The 23,741-nt window shown below is 31.9% G+C and carries 19 protein-coding genes and 2 other annotated features; of the genes, 18 read left to right on the top strand and 1 reads right to left on the bottom strand.

All coding sequences use genetic code 11. The features are described from left to right. Positions 1 to 3 precede the first annotated feature (3 nt). From coaE to thrS, 5 genes are all read left to right on the top strand, one after another. Positions 4 to 600, top strand: coding sequence for a dephospho-CoA kinase (gene coaE, locus KJ971_03045; protein ID MBU1144821.1), 597 nt, complete (start codon positions 4 to 6; stop codon positions 598 to 600). Between the two features lies 1 nt (position 601). Beyond that, positions 602 to 967 (top strand): hypothetical protein, encoded by a 366-nt coding sequence (locus KJ971_03050; protein ID MBU1144822.1) that lies wholly within the window; start codon positions 602 to 604, stop codon positions 965 to 967. A 12-nt stretch (positions 968 to 979) separates the two neighbouring features. After that, complete coding sequence (locus KJ971_03055; protein MBU1144823.1) at positions 980 to 2,215, top strand: DnaD domain protein; 1,236 nt, start codon at positions 980 to 982, stop codon at positions 2,213 to 2,215. Positions 2,216 to 2,231: 16 nt separating this feature from the next. After that, complete coding sequence (gene dnaI, locus KJ971_03060; protein ID MBU1144824.1) at positions 2,232 to 3,134, top strand: primosomal protein DnaI; 903 nt, start codon at positions 2,232 to 2,234, stop codon at positions 3,132 to 3,134. Between the two features lie 35 nt (positions 3,135 to 3,169). Further along, positions 3,170 to 3,368 (top strand) — a binding site (T-box leader). 129 nt (positions 3,369 to 3,497) lie between these two features. After that, positions 3,498 to 5,402, top strand: coding sequence for a threonine--tRNA ligase (thrS, locus tag KJ971_03065; GenBank protein ID MBU1144825.1), 1,905 nt, complete (start codon positions 3,498 to 3,500; stop codon positions 5,400 to 5,402). A 24-nt stretch (positions 5,403 to 5,426) separates the two neighbouring features. Here the strand turns inward: thrS and KJ971_03070 are convergent, their stop codons facing one another. After that, positions 5,427 to 7,100, bottom strand: a complete 1,674-nt coding sequence (locus KJ971_03070) for an NFACT family protein (protein ID MBU1144826.1) — start codon at positions 7,098 to 7,100, stop codon at positions 5,427 to 5,429. Positions 7,101 to 7,210: 110 nt separating this feature from the next. Between KJ971_03070 and gmk the strand changes: the two genes are divergently transcribed. The 13 genes from gmk (at position 7,211) to KJ971_03135 (ending at position 23,740) form a co-directional block, all read left to right on the top strand. Beyond that, on the top strand, positions 7,211 to 7,849 hold the full coding sequence (gmk, locus tag KJ971_03075) for a guanylate kinase (GenBank protein MBU1144827.1): 639 nt from the start codon (positions 7,211 to 7,213) through the stop codon (positions 7,847 to 7,849). Beyond that, positions 7,833 to 8,045 (top strand): DNA-directed RNA polymerase subunit omega, encoded by a 213-nt coding sequence (gene rpoZ, locus KJ971_03080; protein ID MBU1144828.1) that lies wholly within the window; start codon positions 7,833 to 7,835, stop codon positions 8,043 to 8,045. Before gmk ends, rpoZ begins: the two co-directional genes overlap by 17 nt. A 101-nt stretch (positions 8,046 to 8,146) precedes the next feature. Further along, positions 8,147 to 12,619, top strand: coding sequence for a PolC-type DNA polymerase III (locus KJ971_03085; GenBank protein ID MBU1144829.1), 4,473 nt, complete (start codon positions 8,147 to 8,149; stop codon positions 12,617 to 12,619). A 74-nt stretch (positions 12,620 to 12,693) separates the two neighbouring features. Beyond that, positions 12,694 to 13,398 carry a Bax inhibitor-1/YccA family protein gene (locus KJ971_03090; GenBank protein MBU1144830.1) on the top strand — a complete coding sequence of 235 codons (705 nt, stop codon included), beginning with the start codon at positions 12,694 to 12,696 and terminating at the stop codon, positions 13,396 to 13,398. A gap of 40 nt (positions 13,399 to 13,438) precedes the next feature. Continuing rightward, positions 13,439 to 13,641: a binding site (T-box leader), on the top strand. Positions 13,642 to 13,675: 34 nt separating this feature from the next. Then, complete coding sequence (pheS, locus tag KJ971_03095; GenBank protein MBU1144831.1) at positions 13,676 to 14,710, top strand: phenylalanine--tRNA ligase subunit alpha; 1,035 nt, start codon at positions 13,676 to 13,678, stop codon at positions 14,708 to 14,710. Between the two features lie 13 nt (positions 14,711 to 14,723). Next, entirely contained in the window at positions 14,724 to 17,093 is a 2,370-nt protein-coding gene (pheT, locus tag KJ971_03100) for a phenylalanine--tRNA ligase subunit beta (protein ID MBU1144832.1), read from the top strand. 205 nt (positions 17,094 to 17,298) lie between these two features. Then, complete coding sequence (gene rlmN, locus KJ971_03105; protein MBU1144833.1) at positions 17,299 to 18,324, top strand: 23S rRNA (adenine(2503)-C(2))-methyltransferase RlmN; 1,026 nt, start codon at positions 17,299 to 17,301, stop codon at positions 18,322 to 18,324. 83 nt (positions 18,325 to 18,407) lie between these two features. Next, positions 18,408 to 19,553, top strand: coding sequence for an ATP-dependent 6-phosphofructokinase (locus tag KJ971_03110; GenBank protein MBU1144834.1), 1,146 nt, complete (start codon positions 18,408 to 18,410; stop codon positions 19,551 to 19,553). Positions 19,554 to 19,608: 55 nt separating this feature from the next. Further along, the gene (locus KJ971_03115) at positions 19,609 to 20,154 is read left to right on the top strand and encodes a rubrerythrin family protein (GenBank protein ID MBU1144835.1); all 546 of its coding nucleotides are present in this window, start codon (positions 19,609 to 19,611) and stop codon (positions 20,152 to 20,154) included. Between the two features lie 79 nt (positions 20,155 to 20,233). Beyond that, on the top strand, positions 20,234 to 21,103 hold the full coding sequence (rsgA, locus tag KJ971_03120) for a ribosome small subunit-dependent GTPase A (protein ID MBU1144836.1): 870 nt from the start codon (positions 20,234 to 20,236) through the stop codon (positions 21,101 to 21,103). An 11-nt stretch (positions 21,104 to 21,114) separates the two neighbouring features. Beyond that, positions 21,115 to 21,759 carry a ribulose-phosphate 3-epimerase gene (rpe, locus tag KJ971_03125; protein ID MBU1144837.1) on the top strand — a complete coding sequence of 215 codons (645 nt, stop codon included), beginning with the start codon at positions 21,115 to 21,117 and terminating at the stop codon, positions 21,757 to 21,759. Further along, positions 21,752 to 22,375: a thiamine diphosphokinase gene (locus KJ971_03130; protein ID MBU1144838.1), complete on the top strand. Its 624-nt coding sequence runs from the start codon at positions 21,752 to 21,754 to the stop codon at positions 22,373 to 22,375. The genes rpe and KJ971_03130 overlap by 8 nt, the downstream gene beginning before the upstream one ends. Positions 22,376 to 22,471: 96 nt before the next feature. Further along, positions 22,472 to 23,740, top strand: a complete 1,269-nt coding sequence (locus tag KJ971_03135; GenBank protein ID MBU1144839.1) for a trypsin-like peptidase domain-containing protein — start codon at positions 22,472 to 22,474, stop codon at positions 23,738 to 23,740. Position 23,741: the final 1 nt, after the last annotated feature.

Genomic DNA, 23,741 nt, shown 5'->3' on the forward strand with positions numbered 1-23,741 from the left:
ACAATGAAAGTAATAGGATTAACAGGAGGCATTGCTTCAGGGAAATCAACCGTAGCCAATTGGTTTAAAGAAGCAAGTATACCCGTCATTGATTCGGATTTAGTCTATAAAGAACTATCAAAACCAAACGAAGTATTGTATAATAAAATTATAGATACATTTGGAAAAGAAATTTTAAAAAGTGATTTGACCATTAATTGGCCTATTTTAAGCGAAAAAGTTTTTCAAAACGAAGCTGATTTGGAAAAATTAAATCAACTTACTCATCCTTTGATTAAACATGAAATCATTTTGAAATTACAACACTTTCAATCTAAATCCATAAAAATGGTTGTAGTAGTTGTGCCTTTATTATTTGAAACCGATTTTGTTAATCTTTGTAATGACACTATTTGTGTTTATGTGAATCGAAAAACACAAATTGAGCGGCTTATGAAAAGAGATCATATTGATTTTGCTTTCGCTCTTAAAAAAATAAATTCACAAATGCCTTTAGAAAAGAAAAGAGATTTAGCTGATTTTGTGATTGATAATTTTAAAGAAGTAACAGATTCAAAAAATCAATTTGATCAAATATTGAAGAAATTAAGGAGTGAATAATATGGCAATTGCAGATTTTTTTTCGACATCCTGTGAAACAAGAGAACTTCATCAAAACGGACAATTACGAACAAGATATTATCGAAACAGCTTTAAACAATGTTTTGAAGCGTTGGAAGAACTAGCTAACAGAGAAATCCTTCAAGTTCGTGATGTAAATGAACATCACGGAGAAGTCTACTTGCTTGGAAATGGATATGATTGTATTGTTACAGTTATACAGCTATCCCCGATTGAAACAAGTGTCGATTTTAAAATAAATTATTTTAGTTTTATCGGTCTTAGCAGACCTAAAAAAAGAGCGATTCAGTTTTACAAGTTTTTAGATTCAGTTTTGAAATTTAAAGGTGTTTCTTTACACCCATAAGGAGGAACTTACTTGGACGGCATTAGAAGAAATGATCCATTTATCACTTATACAAAAGGAAATATTTCTGCGGCGGATTACCAAATTCTTTCTCTATTTTATCAACCAATCATTGGAGCTCAAGCTTATGTATTGTATATGACACTTTTAAGTTTGCTAGATCGTCAAAACCTTTGTTCTTCCACGTACTTACATTGTGATTTAGAATCTTTATTGAATATAAAACTTGATATTATCGAAAAAAATAGATATAAATTAGAAGCCATAGGTCTTTTAAATTCATACTATTTAAATGACCAATTTATATATGAAATTAAGCTTCCTCTTTCTGCACAAAGCTTTGTAAATGATGGAGTATTAGGGCAATATCTAATTGCAGCTATTACCAATGATCGTTTTAAAAAATTAATTGAAATCTTTAAACTTAAATTACCAAATAAAAAACAATATTTTAAAATATCAAAAGCGTTTAATGAAGTGTTTGCTTCCATTCACCAAGAAGATCCTTTAAATGAAAATCAGCTAATGTCTGGTAAAAAAGGAAATTCCATTAAAGTGAACCTAAGTGAATTTGATTGGAGATTATTTAAAGATAATATTCCAGAATCGTTTTTTCAAGTTCAAGATATTTCAGATGCTATCAAAGAAAAGATTAACAATCTTGCTTATATTTATGGACTCGATGAACTTGATATGAAAGAAGTATTTATTAAATCCATAGATAAAAACAAAGAAATCAATCTCAACAGATTAGCCGTTGAGGCAAGAGAACAATATCAAATTCTTTCAACCAATATCGAAAAAGCAAGTGAAAAAGCGGTAGAGCCTGAAATCAGAAATATACCGAGTGACCCAGCTGAATACTTTAAAATTGTTTCGCCAAGAGCATTGTTAAAAGAAATGGGCGAAGGAATGGTATCCACTGCTGATTTAAGAATTGTGGAACGATTAATTGAAGAAGTAGGACTTGATAAAGGTGTTGTTAATGTATTACTTGCTTATATTGCCAAAATTAAAGATGGAGTTTTACCTACCTATGATTATTTTCAAAAAGTAGGTCAAAATTGGAAGCGAAATCAAATTGATACCGTTGAATTAGCAATTGACTACGTTAGACATTTAGCAAGTGAAGCAGAGAAACGCAAAAATGGAACTGCTTCAGAATCAAAATACAAGAAAACAACCAAAAATAATCGCCCAGATATAGAAGTGGATTGGCTTGAAGATTATATGAAAACCATTAAGTAAAAAGAGGTGAAAAGTTATGAAAAAAATCAATGAATATTTGCATAACTATCCAGGCAAAAAAACATCTGACGATATGATTGATCGTTTACTTGAAGATCCAATTATTCGAAATTTTGTCATGAAACATGACTTGAAACACGAGACCATTTCCTCTGGAATTAATAATCTGCTTTCTTTTAAAGAATCAAAAGATATTTGTAATCAATGCACGGGACTTTATGATTGTAAATTGATAACAACAGGGATGACACCTACATTAAGATATTATCAAAATGACGTTATCTTAGAATTTACGAAGTGCAAGTATAATACTTCTGATGATTCAAAACTTAAAATCGATTCAATGTATGTTCCAAGAAAAGTGTTTAACGCTGATTTTAGTGATTTTGACTTAGTTGGCAAAGAACGAAAAGAGATTCACAATTATATAATTCGTTTTCTAAAAGAATACTCAAGAGATCATCCTATGAAAGGGATGTATTTGTCAGGGATATTTGGTTCAGGGAAAACATATATTTTAGCAGCTATGGCCAATGAACTTGCAAAACTGGGATATGAAATCATTTTTGCATACTATCCTGATTTAGTAAGAGAATTAAAATCGTCCATTGGATCAGGAGATTTAGAAGATAAAATTGAGAGATTGAAACGAGTTGACATCTTATTTTTAGATGACATAGGTGGAGAAGCACCAAGTCAATTTATCAGAGATGAAGTGTTAGGACCGATTTTACAACACCGGGTTCTAGACGAACTTCCAACGTTCTTTTCTTCCAATTTAAAAATGAAAGTGTTACTTGAAGCGATGCAAAATGATAATTCCATCATTGAGAAAACAAAATCATCTCGAATTTATGAACGTATTAAAGAACTATCCATTGAATTTGAAATTTCAGAAAAACCTACACACTTATCTTGACAAACAAGTTTGATGTTATATAATAGTATGTAAGATGAAATACTTTGAAGAGGACATGATTATTACTATACCCAAAGAAGCGATGATAGGTTGGTGTAAGCTATCAATTGTGGCATGTAATGATTACCACCTTGGAGTAGGCTTTTGAAAAAGTCCCGTTATCCAACGTTAAAGGAATAGAGTGCTAGATTTATCTAGAACAAAGGTGGTACCGCGAGTTAAATCGTCCTTTTTTAGGACGATTTTTGTATTTTAAGGAGTGCCTAATTAGATTATAAAACAAAATCATTAAAGAAACAAAAAATATAAAGAAGGGAATAATCAAACCATCTTATAAAGACGTTTTGATTATACAAGGATAATATGATTAAGATTAAATTTAAAGATGATTCAGTAAAAGAATTTGTGAAAGGAACAACTTCAGAAGACATTGCATCTTCTATTTCATCGTCTCTCAAAAAGAAATGTATTGTCGCAAAAGTTAATGGGGAATTTATCGATTTAAATCGCCCTATTTTTCAAGATGCTACTTTAGAATTAATTACAGACGAGGATGCCAATGCATTAGAAGTTTTGCGCCATTCTACAGCTCATTTATTAGCAGAAGCAGTTGTTTCTTTGTATCCACACGCAAAATTTGGGGTTGGTCCAAATATCGAAGAAGGCTTTTATTATGACATCGATTTAGGAGAAGATATTTTAACAGAATCTGATTTACCAAAAATTGAGAAGGCTATGCAAAAACTTGCAAGTCAAAATCAATTAATTGAAAGAAGAGAACTTTCAAAACAAGAAGCACTACTTTTTTTTAAAAACGATGAATACAAACTTGAATTAATCCGTGACTTGCCTGAATCTGAAATTATTTCTGTTTATTCTCAATCACATTTTACAGACTTATGTAGAGGGCCTCATCTTCCAAGTACAAAATGGATTAAAAATTTTAAATTATTAAGTCTTGCTGGCGCTTATTGGCGAGGAGACTCAAAAAACAAACAATTAACTCGGGTTTATGGAACAGCTTTCTTTCGTCCTCAAGAACTAGAAGAACATTTAGAGTTATTAGAAGAAAGAAAAAAAAGAGATCATCGGAAATTAGGGAAAGAACTCGACTTATTTATGTTAAGCGAATTTGGCCCTGGATTTCCATTTTGGCTACCAAATGGAATGATTTTACGACGTGAATTAGAAGATTTTTGGTATAAAGTACACATAAAAGAAGGGTATAAATTAATTCAAACCCCCATTTTACTAAATAAAGATTTATGGGTTATTTCAGGACATTGGGAAAACTATAGAGAAAATATGTATATTTCTGAAATTGATGATCAAGAATATGCCATTAAGCCTATGAATTGCCCAGGTGGAATGTTGGTTTATAAAAGAGATATCCATTCCTACAAGGATTTCCCTTTAAAAGTTGGAGAACTAGGTCTTGTACATCGCCACGAAGCAAGTGGAGCTTTAAATGGATTGTTTCGGGTTCGGAATTTTACTCAAGATGATGCACATATATTTATGACAGAAGACCAAATTGTAACCGAAGTCGCAAACCTTGTAAAATTATTTGAATATGTATACAGTGTTTTTCATTTAGATTACCATATTGAACTTTCAACTAGACCAAAAGACAAATTTATTGGTAAGATTGAGACGTGGGATAAAGCAGAAAAAGCTTTAGCGGATGCACTCAAATCTTTGAATAAAGATTATAAAGTAAATCCAGGAGATGGTGCATTTTATGGGCCTAAATTGGATTTTAAACTTCGCGATTCCATGAATCGAATCTGGCAATGTGGTACGATTCAACTTGATATGAATTTGCCAGAGAGATTTGATTTAGCTTATATCGATCATTTTGGAGAAAAACAAAGACCCGTTATGCTTCATAGAGCTTTATTTGGCTCAATTGAACGTTTTATAGGGATTTTAATAGAGCATTATGCTGGAGCATTTCCAACATGGTTAGCACCAGTTCAGGTAAAAGTTATTCCTGTAAACTTGATGTATCATGAAGCTTATTCAGATACGTTAGTAAAACGACTTATGGACGAAGATATTCGAGTTGAAAAAGATTTTAGGGATGAAAAATTGGGGTATAAAATAAGAGAAGCACAAACCAAAAAAATTCCTTATCAAATCGTAATTGGAGATCAAGAAGTAAATGATCAACTCGTAACGTATCGAAAATATGGACAAACAGATCAAGTTACTGTTTCAATTGATGAATTTATTAAAATGATAAAAAAAGAAATTAAAGAGAAATAAAAAAAACGGCTATCAGCCGTTTTTTTAATGTTTTACTTTTTTAAGCGTTAAAATTAAATCTTTATCAGGATCAATATAAATTGTTTTTTGATTACTGTAATGAACAAAACAACCCATTTCTCCAGGTATTTTCTTTACGTATTTCACTAAAGTATAATCAACTGGAACACTTGAAGAAAATCTAGATTTTGAATAATAGGCAGCTAAATTCGCTGCACTTCTAATCGTCGTTTCAGTTAAATCTTCAGAACTTCTAACAATTACGTGAGCCCCATGAGCTTCCTTTGTATGAAACCACCATTCATTATTTTTTGCAATTTTGTGAGTTAAATATTCATTTTGGAGATTGTTTTTTCCAACTAGAATGGTTGTGCTTGCTATATCAATGTAGGTATCATAATTTGGAATTCCTTTTTTTACTTTTTTACCTTTTGCCTTTATAAAACCTTGTGATATTAATTCAAGCGAGATTTCGTCTAAATCATTTAAGGAAGCCGTCTCAATTTGAGAAGTTAACAAATCAAAATAGTTTATTTGTTTTATTGTAAGTTGAATTTGTTTTTCGATATAGTGAATAGCTGTTTTACTTTTTTTGTATTTTTTAAAATAATGATTCGCATTTTGAATCGGGGATAATAATCGGTCTAATTCGATAATTAATTCTTCGTTGGTTTCATAATTAAAGGTTTTAAAAGAGGCATCCCCTTTTTTAAAAGAGTGTTGATTTTGAATAATCAATGCGCCTTTCATTCGAAATGCTTCACTGTTTTTAGCTGATTCTAGCTCCAAATACAATTTTTCAAGTTTTGAAATATTCTTTTCTAATTCTTTTTTCACAAACTGAAAAATGTTTTTAGAAACTTGTTTCATTTGTTCGATTTTGCTTGTTTCGTGGAAATACTCATCTAATAGTTCTGACAAAGTAGAAAAATATTGTTTTTTTCCAAGATTAAATACATCAAAATAATAAAATTTATGAGTTGGTTCACATAAATATAAAGTAGGATTAATTGGCTCTTTAGAAAAAGAAAGGAAGAGTTCAAATGGAGAAATTTCTTGTGTGCTTAATGATTGTATAAAGTACTTAGATAAAAGAGGCGAAAACCCTCTAAAGTTATTAATGAGATCTTTATAAGTAAAATCAGAGTGCGATTCAAAGTAATCTTTTATTGATTCGATATCAAGAGGATCCATTTTATCGTCTTGAGGAATGGGATAATGTACTCCTTTCAAAATAGTTCTTTCTTTTTCTTCAAAAGGACTAATGTGTTTATAAGAATCAATGATTATGCTATTAGCATCGGTAACAATTAGATTAGCATATCTACCCATAATTTCCATAATAAGATGATACTCTAATGTTTCTCCTATTTCATTTTGATTCTCTATTAATATTTGAATAATTCTATCAGAATTAATCAACGATATATTTTTAATAAACCCACCTTCAAGATACTTTCTTAATAACATACAAAAGCCTGTGGGGGAATCTGGTCGGTCAACAAAAAATTTAGTTAAATGAATTCTTGCAAGAGAAGTAGATAAAGAAATGTTTAATTGATAATTTTGTCCTCCTGCTCGAATCAAGAGTAAAAAATCAGTTTTAGTCAACTGATATATTTTTTGAATTCTTCCACCATTTAAAGAATGATTTAATTCTTCTGTCAAAAAATATAGAAATCTTCCATCTAAACTCATAAAATCACCATAACCATTATACCACAACCAGAAAAAACAAAAAAAAAATTTACTAATTTTCATATTTGTGGTATTATAAACAATAATGCCAATATTTTGGGGGAATCGGTATGAAGCTAAACGAACGCGGCTTGTTGGTTGTCATAAGTGGGCCGTCAGGTGTTGGAAAAGGAACAATCCGAAAAGCATTGTTTGAAATACCTGAAAATAATTTTTGTTATTCTGTTTCAATGACCTCAAGAAAGCCTAGACTAGGTGAAGTAGATGGCGTTGATTATTTTTTTGTGAGTCGTGAAGTATTTGAACAAAAAATTAAAGAAAATAAATTTTTAGAATATGCGATCTTTGTTGATGAATATTATGGAACTCCTTTGGATTTTGTAGAAGATAAATTGTCTCAAGGCAAAGAAGTGATAATTGAAATTGAAGTTCAAGGAGCTTTACAAGTAAGAGAAAAAATGTCAGAAGCTGTTTTCGTTTTTATTGTTCCGCCATCAAAACAAGTGCTTTTAGATCGTTTAACAAAAAGAGGAACAGAAAAAACACAAGATATTCAAAAAAGAGTCGATAAAGCCGAAAGAGAATATCATTTAGCGTACAAATATGATTACATCGTTGTAAATGATGATGTAGACAATGCAGCCGATCGAATTTTTGCTATTATTAGAGCAGAACATGCAAAAACAGAAAGATCTATTCACAAATATTATAAATTAATGGAGGGAAATACAAGTGGGGAATCGAAATAGTGAAGGACTTCGTTATCCTTCAATCGACGAATTATTATTAGTAATTGATTCAAAGTACAAGCTTGCTTATATTTCGGCAAAAAGAGCTAAAATTATCAAACAAGATAATTACTCCTCTGTTGAAAATAAGTGCGTAAAACCAGTTGGACAAGCGCTTGAAGAAATACTAGAAGGAAAAGTAAAAGCGGAATTTTAAAACAGTTGAGAGACTGTTTTTCTTTTTGATTTTTTTATTTTTCGCAATTTTATAGATAGAATTTATGATATAATGAAAGTAATGAATTTGGAGTTGATATGATGAATGACAAAATGGAAAAACTATTAAAATTAATGGAATTAAACGATTCCATTATTTCAGAATATGGGTCTCTTCAGTCGCTTGAAGTAGACGATATGACTTGTACTTGGATTTTTTCTTTTTTATTTGATAAACCAATTCCTATCTTACGATACAGGAATTTTATTTCTCATCTGCGAAATATCCCTGAGACTGTAAGTAGTGTTCATAAAATTGAATATACTGTTACATTTGAAGAATCAAATGATTCAGACTTAATGGACTATTATGAATATGTAATCGATTTTTTAACAGACGAAGACAAACGCATTTCTCCTTTGAAAGAATACCCTACCGATATTGAAAATAAAAACATTAAAATTTTAGTTCCTTATGGAGCTAAATCCGCCAGTATGTTTCGCAAAGAAATAGAAAATGAATTACATAAAAATGGGTTTCATGCTGTTGTCGAAATTCAAGTGGATGAATCCTGTAAACCCATAGAAGAACAAATCGCTAAAACAAGTCGCTCTTTTGTTGATTCAAATCAAGTTAGCACCATTTCAAAGCGAGCTGTTTACGAACAACTTTATGAAGACAAGCCAGTTGGGAACGATTTTTTTGCAATTAAAGATTTGCCTTATGATGAACAAGATTTAGAAGAATACAAAGCTAAAAATGGAAACAAAGCTAATTTTACACTTCAAGGAAATATAGTTAGCATTGAAATAAGAGAACTAAGATCTTCTTCACAAGCAAATATGATTATCTCAGATGGAGAGGATTCCATTTCTATTAAAAAACGACTTACATCTCCTGAGGATAAAACTTTTTGCAATGCAATCAAAGAAGGAACTGGACTTTTGGTTAATGGGTACGCTATCTATGATTCGTATTATGGAGAAGTCGTTATTAATGCAATTGGTCTTGCAAAATCTACGGATATTATTCCAAAATCGTTAAGAGAAGATGATGCAAAAGAAAAAAGAGTTGAATTACACATCCATACAAAGATGTCTTCTTTGGATGGGGTTAACACAATAACAGAATATGTGGAAAGGGCCAAAATTTGGGGACATACCGCAATTGGAGTTTGTGATCATGGTTCAGTTCAATCTTTTCCTGAACTCTTTCAATTGACGAAAGATCAATCCATTAAACCTTTATATGGATTAGAATTAACTTATGTTAATGACGAATCCGTTCGAATTACCAAAGGAGATGCCAATCAATTATTAAGTGATGCGACTTACGTGGTATTTGATATTGAAACGACAGGATTGTCCGTAATGTACGATACTTTAATTGAAATTGCTGGAGTAAAAATAAAAAACGGAGCTATCATTGGTGACTTTCAATCTTTTGTAAATCCTCAAAAAGAGTTATCGGATTTTACAACAAAGTTGACAGGAATTACAGCTTCAATGGTGAAAGATGCGCCGCTGATTTATACAGTATTAAAAGATTTTTATGAGTTTAGTAAAGATGCAATTCTTGTTGCTCATAATGCGGATTTTGATTTAGGACATATCTATTACAATTACAAAAACATAGGAGTGTTTAAAGGAATTCAACCATCAATTGACACTTTAACTTTAGCTAAAGCACTTTATCCGGATCGGAGCCGATATTCTTTAGACCAATTATGTCGTTTCTTAAAAGTTCCATTAAATGATCATCACCGAGCTATTAATGATGCAAAAGCAACCACTGAAGTATTTTTACACATGCTCAAAAAATTAAGAAAAGAAGGAATTCATCGTTTTAATGATATTAATTTACTAATAGATCCACAAAATGTACATAAATATCCTTATCCAAAGCACATCAATCTATTAGTTAAAAAACAAGAAGGATTAAAAAATTTATATAAAATTTTATCACAAGCTTTGACAGTTCACTTTGATAGAGATGGAAAAGTGGTTAAATCCAATTTAGATAAATTTCGAAAAGGAATATTAGTTTCTTCTGGATGTAGAAACTCTGATTTTTTTGAAATAGCTATGAATAAATCAAGAGAAGAATTATTAGAAGCAGCGAAATATTATGATTATTTAGAAGTACAGGCTCCTTCCACGTTTTCGTATATGCATCACCAAATGCCTAACTGGCAAAATGTGATTCAAGATGTTATAAAACGAATTGTAGAAGTGGGAGAAGATTTAAATATTTTAGTTTGTGCAACAGGAGATGTACATCACCTTGACCCATCTGATGTAAAATATCGAGAAATTATGATTAATACGCCACTTGTAGGTGGCGGAGGATTTCATAAGCTCTACAATGAAAAAGAAAAACCTTCTCAGTATTTTATGACAACCAATGAATTATTACAAGAATTTAAATTTTTAGGAGATGAAAAAGCATTTGAGTTGGTTGTAAAAAATCCAAATGTTATTGCTGAAAGTGTCGATGATATTCAGATTTTTCCTAAAAAATTATTTGTTCCTTCCGATGAATTTTTGGCCGAACAAGGTGTTCCTTCCATCAATATTAAAGTGGAAACTATGGCCCGTGAAAGAGCAGAAAAAATTTATGGGAATCCTCTTCCTTTGCTTGTGAAAAAAAGACTTGATGTTGAATTAGATAGCATCATAAAAAATCAATTTTCAACGGTGTATTATATCTCGCATTTGCTTGTAAAAAAATCACTGGATGATGGATATCTAGTTGGTTCAAGAGGATCGGTTGGTTCAAGTATTGTTGCGACATTTATGGATATTACTGAAGTAAATCCATTACCACCACATTATGTTTGTCCTAAGTGCCATTTTTCTGCCTTTAAGAAAACAGAAGAAGCAAGGACGCTTTATGGCACCAATGATTTCGAAAATCAAAACCAAAAATTATTGGATCGTACCGATAGTGGATGGGATTTGCCAAATCAACATTGTCCTGTTTGCGGGACTCCACTTCTAAAAGACGGACATGACATTCCTTTTGAAACCTTTTTAGGGTTTAAAGGTGATAAAGTTCCAGATATTGATTTGAATTTTTCAGGAGATTATCAAGGAACTGTCCATGAATACATTCGAAAATTATTTGGACAAAATTATGCATTCAGAGCAGGGACGATAGGAACTTGTGCTGCTAAAACTGCCTATGCAATGGTAAGAGATTACTACGAAAAAGCAAATAAATTATTAGAAGAAAATAATCAAAACCCCATTCGAATTCGTCGAGCTGAAATGGAACGATTAGCAAAAGGAATTGAAGGATCTAAAAAAACCAGTGGACAACACCCTGGGGGGATTGTGGTCGTGCCAAACAATCAAGAAATATATGATGTGACGCCAGTTCAATATCCAGGAGACTCACAAGACACTTCTTGGAAAACGACTCATTTTGATTATCATACGTTTGAAAATAATCTTTTTAAATTAGATGTATTGGGTCATGATGATCCCACAATGATTCGGTACTTAATGGATCTTGTAAAAAAAGAACCACTTGAATTCCCGTTTTCTGACCCGAAAGATATTCCTGTGGATGATAAAGAAGTATATCGACTACTTTCAGGAACAGATGTTATTGGTTTAACGTCTTCAGAAATCTCAAGTGAAGTAGCATCTTATGGTATACCGGAATTTGGAACTAATTTTGTTCGAGGTATGTTAAAAGATTCGAGACCACAAACGTTCTCTGAACTTGTTAAAATATCTGGATTATCTCATGGAACAGATGTTTGGAGTAGCAATGCTCAAGATTTAATTACAGGGCGAAGAAAAGAATTTGGTCGAGTTGATTTTAAGGACATTATTGGTTGTAGAGACGATATTATGGTTGATTTGATTGGTTATGGTATGCAACCAACCATGGCTTTTGAAATTATGGAGTTTGTTCGAAAGGGTAAAGCACCAGTAAATCCCGAAAAGTGGGCAATTTACGCAGATTTAATGAGACAAATTAATGTTCCAGAATGGTACATTTGGTCTTGTAGTAAAATTAAATATATGTTTCCAAAAGCACATGCGACAGCTTACGTATTAATGGCAATGAGAATTGCCTGGTTTAAATTATATAAACCTATTTATTTTTATTCTGGGTATTTTTCAAAGCGCGCATCTGTATTTGATGTTGATGCGTTTATGGAAGGGGAAAGTTCCATCAAACGAAAACTAGATGAAATTTCTTCCAAAGGAAATGATGCTTCTGAAAGAGACAAAAACCTTGTTACTATACTTGAATTAGCACTTGAAATGGTAAAAAGAGGATTTTCATTCTTGCCAATTGATATCATGAAATCTCAAGAAACAGATTTTGTAATTTCAGAGGATAAAAAATCATTATTACTGCCTTTTATTGTTATTGATTCTTTAGGTAAAAACGTTGCGAGTTCTATTATCGAAGCTAGAAACGAAAAATCTTTTATTTCCAAACAAGATATTAAAAATCGCACAAAACTTTCTACAACTCTTTTTGATAAATTAGATTGTCTTGGAACGTTTGAAGGAATGATAGAAGAAAATCAAATGTCATTGTTTGATTTATAAAAAAAACACATAAATTACATATATATTTTGAATATTTTGTTGTATAATATTTTTGAATAAAGGAGGTTCTTATCATGAGACTTAGAAGTTCAAATCCAGTTTTAAGAGGGATTGATTCTCGAGCAACATATTCAGACCACGCAGTTACTTATGCAAACGTTGCGATGAAAACAATCTTTTTGGTAGCTATTACAGGAATAGTAGCGCTTTATATTTCAAATAATTTAGAATTTGTTAACTTTGGATGGCTCATCGGAGCATTTGTAATTGGATTTATTAGCGTAATTGTGGGAACAAGGTCTGTAAAGCTTTCTCCAATATTTTCAGTTATATATGCAGTTTCTGAAGGAGTTGTTTTAGGGGTTGTTTCATCGATGTTTGCTTATTTATATGAAGGAATCGTGCCTACAGCATTAATGACAACATTAATTGTTTTAGTAGTGATGATGTTATTGTATTCAACCGGAATTATAAAAGTAACACAAAAATTTGCATCTTTTATGGTTGTTGCATTAATCTCTGTTATTTTTATGTCGCTTATTTCGTTAATACTTCCTACCGCAATTACAGGTCAATTTTATTACTTAGTAGCAGGATTATCTGCGTTGTTATCTGCATTTTTCTTATTCCTTGATTTTGAAAGCATTCGTACTTGTGTTGATTCTGGAACTGACGCAAAATATGGATGGATTTTATCGCTTGGATTAATGGTGACTTTAGTCTGGATTTACGTAGAAATATTACGATTGCTTGCAATTTTTGGTAGTCGTCGTAATTAATCTTGTCAAATCATTAATAAATGATATAATAGAATAGAAGAATAACACATTGATAAAGAACTAGTAATCAGACTGAAATAACTTTTTAGAGAGAAATACAAAAAGGTGCGAGTATTTTATGTTATTGCTGATGAATTCATCTTTGGAGTGAGACTAATCATCTCCGCCAGTCGGCGTTATCGACTTGAGTGCTAGATTTATCTAGAACAAAGGTGGTACCACGGTTAAATAATCGCCCTTTTTTAGGGCGATTTTTTCTTTTTTTAGGAGGATAAATATGGACTTACAAAAACAATTAGAAAAGGTTATTGAACAAGCAAAAAGCAAATTTGAATCGGTTATGAATGTGACTGAATTAACAGATTTGAAAGCAAATTACCTTGGGAAAAAAGGTGTTTTTTCAGAGTATTTGAATCAAATGAAAGATTTGCCAAACGATCAAAAACCAGTAATCGGACAATTTATTAATGATGCAAAAAATCAAATTTCTGCATTTTTTGAACAGGCAAAGGAAACGCTGGAAAAGCACAATATAAAAAAGAAATTAAACCAAGAATCTATTGATATCGGGTTGCCAGGTTTAGAATTTAAAATTGGGTCTAAACATTTAATTAGCCAAGTTATTGAAGAATTAGAAGACTTATTTATTGGCATGGGATATACCATAAAAGAAGGCCCAGAAGTAGAACAAGATCTTTATAATTTTGAAATGTTAAATTTACCGAAATCTCATCCGGCAAGAGACATGCAAGATTCTTTTTACATAACCGATGAATTACTGTTAAGAACGCATACATCTCCTGTTCAAGTTAGAACACTTTTAGATAACGCCATGCGAAAACCAATCAAAATTATTTGTCCTGGAAAAGTATACAGAAGAGATGATGATGATCAAACTCATTCACACCAATTTACTCAAATTGAAGCTTTAGTTGTCGATCAAACAGCAAGTCTTTCTGATTTAAAAGGAACTTTATTAACGATTGCTAGAAAAATGTTTGGAGAAGACAGACAAATTAGGCTTCGCCCTTCATACTTTCCTTTTACAGAACCAAGCGTTGAAGTGGACGTGAGTTGTTACAAATGCAATGGAAAAGGTTGTTCTATGTGTAAAGGGACTGGATGGATAGAAATTCTTGGGGCAGGCATGGTAAACAATGCTGTATTAGAAGCTGCAGGATATGACACATCAATTTATCAAGGATTTGCTCTTGGAATGGGCGTTGAGAGAATAGCAATATTAAAATACGGAATTGATGACATTAGAGCATTTTATATAAATGATTTGCGGTTTAACCGACAATTCAAGTAAAGGAGAAGAAAAAATGAATATATCATTAAATTGGTTAAAAGAATTAGTCGATATTTCAGTTTCTTCTGATGCGCTTGCTAATAAATTTAATCTAATGAGTTCTGAAGTTGCAAGGCTTGAAAAGTTAGTTCAAGCAACTGGATTAGTTATTGGACACGTACTATCTTGTGAAAATCATCCAAATGCAGATAAACTTCATGTTTGTCAAGTCGAAGTTTTAAATGAAGTATTACAAATTATTTGCGGCGCAGATAACGTAAGACAAGGACTGAAAGTCATTGTTGCTCTTGATGGAGCCGTGTTACCAGGAAACTTTAAAATCAAAAAAACTAAAATTAGAGGTGTCGTTTCAAATGGAATGATTTGCTCTCTTGAAGAACTAGGAATTGATAAAAAATATCATCAAGAATCAGGAATTCATGAACTTCCTGAAGATGCTCCAATCGGTGAAAACCCCATTGAGTATATGCACCTTGATGATGAAGTGCTTGAACTGGATTTAACACCAAACCGATCAGATTTATTATCTATGATTGGAGTGGCCTACGATACAAAAGCATTATTATCATCAAAAGTTCACTTTGATGAACCAGACGTGTCTGAAGAATCAGAAAAAAATCCCGTTGCTGTCTTTACAGAAACAAAGGGATGTAAATCTTATTATGCTAGAGTAATCAAAAACGTGACCATAAAAGAGAGCCCTTATTGGTTGAAATCAAGATTAATTGCTTCTGGAATTAGACCGATTAATAACATTGTTGATATCACAAATTATGTCATGTTAGAGTATGGTCAACCACTACATGCATTTGATTACGATAAGATAAAAACAGGGAAAATCGTCGTAAGAGACGCATTCGACGAAGAAGAAATGACTACATTAGACGGCAAAAAAAGAAGATTGAATTCTGAAGATATTGTAATTACCGATGGAGAAAAAGTGCTTGCTTTAGCAGGTGTGATGGGAGGTCTTGATACAGAGGTTGTTTCTACTACATCAACCATTTTATTAGAGTCTGCAACCTTCGACCCAATTAAAGTTAGAAAAACTTCAAAATCGCAAGATTTAAGAAGTGAATCTTCCATACGCTTTGAAAGAGGATTAGACCCCAAAAGAACTGCCATAGCTGCATCAAGAGCTGCAATGCTTTTTAAAGCGCTTGCGGATGGAAAAATATTAAAAAATGTCAATTATTTTGACACTCACAATTATACAGAACTTCCAATCAAACTATCTTTAGAGCAAATTCGCAAAGTAACAGGATATGCCTACAAAGTCATGGATTTACAAGACATCTTTTCTCGTCTTAGTTTTGAATATCAAATTCTAGGAGAAACGTTTGTTGTATTTATTCCTTCTAGAAGACAAGATATTTTGACTTATCAAGATTTAATTGAAGAAGTAGTTCGAATCTTTGGATACCATGCAATTCCTTTATCGTATCCAAATACCCCTACAAATGGATATTTGACCTTAAAACAAAAACTTAGAAGAGTTATTCGAAACACTTTAGACGATTTTGGGTTAGATGAAGTAGTAACTTATTCCCTTGTTTCAAAAGAGAAAGCGGTTCAATTTGATTTAAAGAAAATTCCTGTAATTAAGCTTTATAATCCAATGTCAGAAGATAAAAATCACTTAAGGCATTCACTACTCCCTTCCATGTTAGAAGTGCTGAGTTATAATCTATCCAGAAAAATGGAAAATGTTCACTTATTCGAACTTGGGAAAGGGTATCTTCCTTCTCAAGAAATTGAACTTGTGAGCGGTGTAATGACGGGATTATATCATGAATCATTATGGCAAGGCAAAAAAGAGTCAGTTGATTTTTATGCAATGAAAGGACTTTTGCTTGCTTTATTTGAAAAAGTAAACATAGAAAATATTTTGATTGCCAAACCAGAGACTGATTTACCAAATATGCATCCAGGAATTTGCGCTGAAATTATTATAGGTGGAAAGTTTGTAGGATTTTTCGGAAAATTACATCCGGAAATGGAACTAAACTTTAATCTTCCTAGCACCTTTGTTTTTGAACTTAATTTAGGATTAATCGTTGAAGCCAGTAAACAAAATATCATTATGGAACCAATTGCTAAATATCCAAGTGTTTCAAGAGACATAGCGATTGTTCTTGATGCAAATACAAACGCAAGTGAAATTGTAAGTGTCGTAAAAGAAGCTGGAAAGAAAACGTTACATTCCGTAAAAATCTTTGACGTTTACCAAGGAGACAAAATTGAAAAAGATAAAAAATCCGTTGCCATTTCGCTTGTGTTTCAAGATTACACAAAAACATTGTCCACAGAAGAAATTGATCAAATTGTGAATCGAATTGTCAAACAGTTAGAATTAAAACTAAGTGCAACTCTACGATCATAACGATTTTGAATCAGCCAATTGTTTTGGCTGATTTTCTTTTTCTTTGTGAAAAATTGCTTGAAATTAATGGTATAATAAGATGACATAGAAATACAAGTATAAAACAGAAATAGGGAAGTTTTTAAATATAAAAATCACATAAAAATGTTTCTATTTTTATTATGCATACAGAAATGATATAATTACCTTAAAGGAAAATGGTGAAATGATGAATCAAATTTATAATTATACTTTAGAAAAATTACAAGCATATCTTGTTGAAAATGGATTTAAAAAATATAATGCAAGTCAAATTTTTGAATGGATATACCAAAAAAATATTTCCGATTTTTTAGAGATGTCCAATTTAAGTCAACCGTTAAGAGAACACCTTCAAACTCACTTCGAAATTCAAGATTTACAAATAGTATCCCATCAAGAGTCAGCTGATGGAACCAATAAATTTTTATTTAAATTACATGATGGCCAAGCAATCGAAACCGTATTGATGAGACACGAATATGGAATAAGTCTATGCGTAACAAGTCAAGTTGGATGTAGTATGGGATGTTCCTTTTGTGCATCTGGTTTGAAAAAGAAAGTAAGAGACTTAGAAATCTCTGAACTTGTGAATCAAATTATGACTGTTCAAAATAAATTAGAACTTAAAATTACTCATATTGTTGTTATGGGAACTGGTGAACCCTTTGATAATTATGATAACGTCATAAATTTTATTAAAGTAGTGAATGATTCGAAAGGACTTGCCATTGGTCAAAGACATATTACGGTTTCAACTTGTGGAATTGTTCCTAAAATCTACCAATACGCTGAAGAGCCTATTCGAAGTAATTTAGCAGTGAGTTTACATGCATCAAACGATGCTTTAAGAACGAAAATAATGTATATCAATAAACGTTATCCAATCAAAGAAATCATTGATGCTTGTAAAGTATATTTTGAAAAGACCTCAAGAAGAATTACATTTGAATATATATTACTAAGTGGAGTGAATGATTTTTTAGAACAAGCCGATGAATTAAGTGATTTACTAAGAGGGTTAAATGCTTATGTAAATTTAATCCCATACAATCATGTGACTGAGTTTGAATATGAAAAAACAGACATGAGGAGAGCGATGTCTTTTTATGATAGACTTATGAGACGAGGAATTAATGCAACATTACGGAAAGAACAAGGATCTGATATTGATGCTGCTTGTGGGCAACTAAGAATGAAGTCAAAATTGTAAATTAAGTCAACGTTTTATATTTGACTACTTTACAATTTAATGATAAACTATATAATAGTTTTTATTGGAAGGGAACATAAAATATGAACAAAGAGATTAAGAAAATTGCACTTTTAACTGGTGGTGGAGATTGCTCAGGATTAAACGCAGTCATCCGTGCGGTTGTTCGTACTGCCATTTTAAAATACAAGTATGAAGTAGTTGGATTTATCGGAGGATACGATGGTCTTTACAAAGACGAGTATTTAAAATTAGATTTAAAAACAGTATCCGGAATCTTCCATCAAGGCGGAACCATTTTAAAAAATTCAAATAAAGATAACTTATTTAACTATAGAACAGAGGATGAGTTAGGAAATATTGAATACAAAGATGTTTCAAGCGTTGCAATTGACAATCTTAATAAACACAATATTGATGCACTTGTGATTATCGGTGGAGACGGAACTTTAACATCAGCAAGAGATTTTTCAAGACAAGGAATCAATGTAGTAGGGATTCCTAAAACAATTGATAATGACGTTCCGGCAACAGATATTACTTTTGGATACCGTACAGCGCTAGATCATATCATGTTAGCTCTTGATGCGCTTCATACAACTGCTTTTTCACACGATCGCGTCATGATTCTTGAAGTGATGGGAAGAAATGCAGGATGGTTAGCTTTAGAAGGTGGAATTGCAGGATCCGCAGATGTTATACTCATTCCTGAAATTCCATACGATATTAATAAAGTTGCAAAACAAGTAATCGATCGTTACAAACGTGGCAGTAAATTTTCAATCATTTGTATTTCTGAGGGAGCAAAACCAATTGATGGAGATGTTACCATAAAAATGATTGATAGAGAAAGCCCAGATTCAGTCCGTTTAGGCGGAATTGGCGAACAAATAGCAAAATCATTAGAACGATTAGTGAAGCCAATTACAGGTCAAGACATACGTTCCACAAATTTAGGGTACATTCAACGAGGTGGAGTCACAAACACATTTGATCGAGTTTTAAGTACAAAATATGGTTCTTTTGCTGTTGATATGATTGCGAATGGTGATTTCGGACAAATGGTTACGATTAAAAATGACCGAATGAATAAAGTATTTATTGAAGATGTTGTTGGAGGCGGTAAAACAGGTGAAACCAGTCGAGGTGGAGCTAGAAGAGTCGATCCAAATGGTGATTTAATCAATGCAGCAAGAGATATTGGAATTATTTTTGGAGATGAATCTTAAATTATTCAAAGTATGATAAAATAAATTATAAACAAAATTTCAAGGAGGAGAATAAATTATGGAATTAAAAGGAAGCAAGACAGAGCAAAATTTAAAAGAAGCTTTTGCTGGAGAATCTCAAGCAAGGAACAAGTATACATTTTATGCGTCCGTAGCAAAAAAAGAAGGATATACTCAAATTTCTGATTTTTTTCTTGAAACAGCAGGAAATGAAAAAGAACATGCAGAAATTTGGTTTAAACTACTTCATGATGGACAAGTTCCAACAACTGAAGTCAATCTTGTAGATGGAGCCAGTGGCGAGCATTATGAATGGACAGAAATGTACAAAGGATTTGCAGAAGATGCAAAAAAAGAAGGTTTCACTAAAATTGCCTTTTTATTTGAGGCAGTCGCAAATATTGAAAAAGAGCATGAAGCAAGATACCTCGCTTTATTGCAAAGCATAAAAGATTCTAAAATCTTTGAAGCAGAATCCGATTCGCAAATGTGGATTTGTTCCGTTTGTGGACACATTCATGTTGGTAAAAAAGCCCCAAATAAATGTCCTGTCTGTTCTCATGATCAAGGATACTTCCGTCGATTTGTAAAAACATATTAAGATTAGAAGACGTGAGTCTTCTTTTTTTTAGCTTTTTAAAGTATAATAGAAACAAGATATGTATTTAGGAGGTCTTTTATTGAAAAAAGGCAGAATAATCAAGTTAACAGGTGGATTATACACAGTAATAGATGAAAATAAAAATAGAGTTCAATTAAGACCTTTGGGTATTTTTAGACACCACAATGAACAACCAAAAGTTGGAGATATGGTCATGTATGACCAATTTTCAATCTTATCATTGTTGCCAAGAGAAAATGATTTGGTTCGACCAGCCATTTCTAATGTAGATCAAGCTTTATTAATTAATGCCGCAACGGATCCTCATTTTAGTTTTATGTTACTTGATAAATTTTTAGCTTTGATTGAAGCTGCGCACATAAAACCTGTTATAATTGTCTCTAAAATTGACCTATTAAATGAAGTCGAATTATCGGATTTAAAAGAAAAACTAAACTACTATCAAACTTATTTTAAAGTAATCTATTTTTCTACGAAAACCAAAGTAGGAATTGAAGAAATTAAAGAAGTTGTAAAAAATAAAGTAAATGTATTAGCAGGACAAACTGGAGCTGGAAAGAGTAGCTTATTAAATACAATAGACCCTTCCCTCAATTTGAAAACCGATATTATTTCGAAAGCGTTAGGCAGAGGAAAGCATACAACAAGACACGTCGAATTAATTGATTTTGGAATTGGTGGCTGGATTGCGGATACTCCAGGATTCTCAAAACTTGAATTTACAAGCATCGAAGCTACAAAATTAACCGAAAATTATCCGGATTTCTTTGAGTTGGGCAAGAAGTGTAAATTTAAAGGATGTACACACGTTCATGAACCAGAATGTCAAATAAAAAAAGAATACAGTGAAGGCAAAATTTTGCCTGAAAGATATGAGAATTATGTTAAGTTGTATGAAGAAATTAAAGCCATTAAATCAAGATATTAAGAGGTGACATTATTATGAAAGTATCTCCTTCTTTTTTAACAGCAGATTTTACAAAATTATATGAAGAAATAAAGTCCGTTGAAAAAGCACAGTGGCTACACTTTGATGTAATGGATGGAAAATTCGTTGAAAAAAAAACATATGATGAATCAGTTCTATTTGAGATAAAAAAATTTAGTTCTCAATTTTTTGATTGCCACTTAATGATTGAACATCCAGAACAATCCATCGAAAAATACATTAAAGCTGGAGCGGATTTAGTAACATTTCATTATGAGGCTTCATCCAATCAAATTTTAAAGACAATTAAGCTGATTAAAGATAATTCATGTCAATGCGGATTATCGATAAAACCAGATACAGATGTCAAAGTATTAATTCCATATTTAGATCAACTGGATTTAGTATTAATTATGAGTGTGGAACCAGGAAAAGGGGGACAATCCTTTTTGCCATCCGCGTTAGATAAAATTTCTTTTCTAAATCAATATAGGAAGGAACATCATCTTTCCTTTTTGCTTGAAGTGGATGGAGGAATTAATCTCAAGACGGCAAATCTAGTCAAACAAACTGGAGTAGATGTTATTGTGGTTGGATCGTATATTTTTAATAAACCAGATAGATTGAAAGCAATTGAGGAATTAGAGAATGTCTAAGAAAATAAAAATATTTTGTGGACCAAATAATTATCATTTTCAAAAATTATATTTTGAAGAAGCCAACGAATTTATTGTTGGAGTCGACTCAGGACTTCAATATTTAATTGAAAATAATGTAAGAATTGATTTAGCTGTAGGTGATTTTGATTCATTAAATAGCACTTATATGTTAGAAGTAAAAAAAAGAAGTCTTAATCTTATTGAATTAAAAAAAGAAAAAGATATGACAGATTTAGCATTTACTCTAGATTATCTTTATAATAATATGGATTACGATGAAGTAGAAGTGTATGGTGGGATTGGTGGCCGAATTGATCACTTGCTTGCAAATCTAAATTTACTAAAGCGTTACAACATTACTCTTAAAGATGATCATCATTACATCTCCGTATTAAAAAAAGGAAAACATTCTATTGAAAACTACCACCACTTTATTTCTTTTTTTGCTCTGGAGGATTGCTATAATCTATCTTTAAAAGATTTTAAATTTGAGATTGATAATTATTATCTTAGCACGAGCGACTCTTTATGTGTTTCAAATGAAGGCTCTGGAATTGTGGAATTTTCAAAAGGAAGATTGCTTGTAATCTCAAGCGATGACGCATGGAAATAATTCTATGAAAAAATCACGATTCGTTCACAATAAATACATATTGTTATATTAAAATATGTATAGATTTATTTTAAACTTTATGATTGAGGTGAGCATATGAAAAAAGGAATGATTTTATTCTTATTAGCAGGAATTCTATTCTTAATTGGAGGGTGTTCGTTTTCTTTTACAACCACCACTCCTCAAACAACCACTTTTTTAACTTCAGGAACTTCAACAACAACCACTCTTGATATTGATCAAATTAAATCGGATGTCTATGCAAAAATTTATGCAGATTTATACGATGAAATCAAAGCAGAAGTTGTTCAAGATATTTCGGAAGAACGTTTTGACCAAATTTATGAAAGTGTTATTTCAGCATTACTTGTAAAAATTGAATCCGGAGAAATTGAAGTAAGCGCAGCCTCTGTCATTGACATGATATATGATGTAGCTTCAACGGATGCCAATGCAGTTGTGGGAGTTTCAAATTATAACTCTTCTGGTACGGTACAATCTATTGGTTCTGGTGTTATTTATAAACATGTAGGAACAACGTATTTTGTTGTAACAAATAATCATGTAGTTGAAGACGGAGTGACCTACGAAATTCAATTTGAAGATGACACAACAGAAGATGCTGTTGTTTTAGGAGTAGATACCTTGGTTGATCTTGCTGTGCTAAGTTTTACTTCGGACACACTTTATACCATCACAAGTTTTGGTGATTCTGATGCATTAGACCAAGGAACAATTGTCCTTGCAGTTGGTAATCCTTCTGGGTATGATTATTTTGGATCGATGACCATGGGAATCGTTTCAGGAACATCTAGATACTTTGATATCGATAATGATTCAGTAAAAGATATGTTTGTTGGGTATGTCCAACATGACGCCTCTATCAACGCAGGAAACAGTGGTGGAGCGCTCTTTAATCTTCAAGGGGAGGTTGTAGGGATAAACGTCATTAAGATTGCTGATGTGACCGTAGAGGGCATGGGATTCGCAATTCCTTCTAATCTGGTAGTAGATGTTTGTGCAGATATTGAAGAATTTGGTGTTTCGTTACAAAAACCTGTTTTAGGAATTGAATTTGTTGATATTTCCACAGGCAGAGATTATCTTATTAGTTTGGGAGCTACTATTCCAAGTTCAATCACTACAGGATTTTATGTGAATGCTATTGTTGCTGGCTCTTCTGTTGATGGATATGTTTTACCAGGCGATATTATCCAAAAAATTGGAGACGTTGACGTTACTAGTACAGCTGATTTTGTATTAGGCTTTTCAAAATATCGAGTGGGGGATGTTATTGATATTATTCTCTATCGTAACGGCCAAACCCTAACCATTTCCGATGTTGAATTAAAACCGAAAGTTTAGG

The sequence above is a fragment of the Bacillota bacterium genome (genome assembly GCA_018818595.1).
Lineage (GTDB): Bacteria > Bacillota_I > Bacilli_A > Izemoplasmatales > Hujiaoplasmataceae > JAHIRM01.

Coding starts and splice junctions, on each gene's coding strand:
- KJ971_03110 (MBU1144834.1), top strand. CDS start 18,408: ATGAACAAAGAGATTAAGAAAATTGCACTTTTAACTGGTGGTGGAGAT.
- KJ971_03050 (MBU1144822.1), top strand. CDS start 602: ATGGCAATTGCAGATTTTTTTTCGACATCCTGTGAAACAAGAGAACTT.
- rlmN (MBU1144833.1), top strand. CDS start 17,299: ATGATGAATCAAATTTATAATTATACTTTAGAAAAATTACAAGCATAT.
- gmk (MBU1144827.1), top strand. CDS start 7,211: ATGAAGCTAAACGAACGCGGCTTGTTGGTTGTCATAAGTGGGCCGTCA.
- KJ971_03070 (MBU1144826.1), bottom strand. CDS start 7,100: ATGAGTTTAGATGGAAGATTTCTATATTTTTTGACAGAAGAATTAAAT.
- KJ971_03090 (MBU1144830.1), top strand. CDS start 12,694: ATGAGACTTAGAAGTTCAAATCCAGTTTTAAGAGGGATTGATTCTCGA.
- thrS (MBU1144825.1), top strand. CDS start 3,498: ATGATTAAGATTAAATTTAAAGATGATTCAGTAAAAGAATTTGTGAAA.
- KJ971_03085 (MBU1144829.1), top strand. CDS start 8,147: ATGAATGACAAAATGGAAAAACTATTAAAATTAATGGAATTAAACGAT.
- KJ971_03135 (MBU1144839.1), top strand. CDS start 22,472: ATGAAAAAAGGAATGATTTTATTCTTATTAGCAGGAATTCTATTCTTA.
- coaE (MBU1144821.1), top strand. CDS start 4: ATGAAAGTAATAGGATTAACAGGAGGCATTGCTTCAGGGAAATCAACC.
- KJ971_03130 (MBU1144838.1), top strand. CDS start 21,752: ATGTCTAAGAAAATAAAAATATTTTGTGGACCAAATAATTATCATTTT.
- pheS (MBU1144831.1), top strand. CDS start 13,676: ATGGACTTACAAAAACAATTAGAAAAGGTTATTGAACAAGCAAAAAGC.
- dnaI (MBU1144824.1), top strand. CDS start 2,232: ATGAAAAAAATCAATGAATATTTGCATAACTATCCAGGCAAAAAAACA.
- pheT (MBU1144832.1), top strand. CDS start 14,724: ATGAATATATCATTAAATTGGTTAAAAGAATTAGTCGATATTTCAGTT.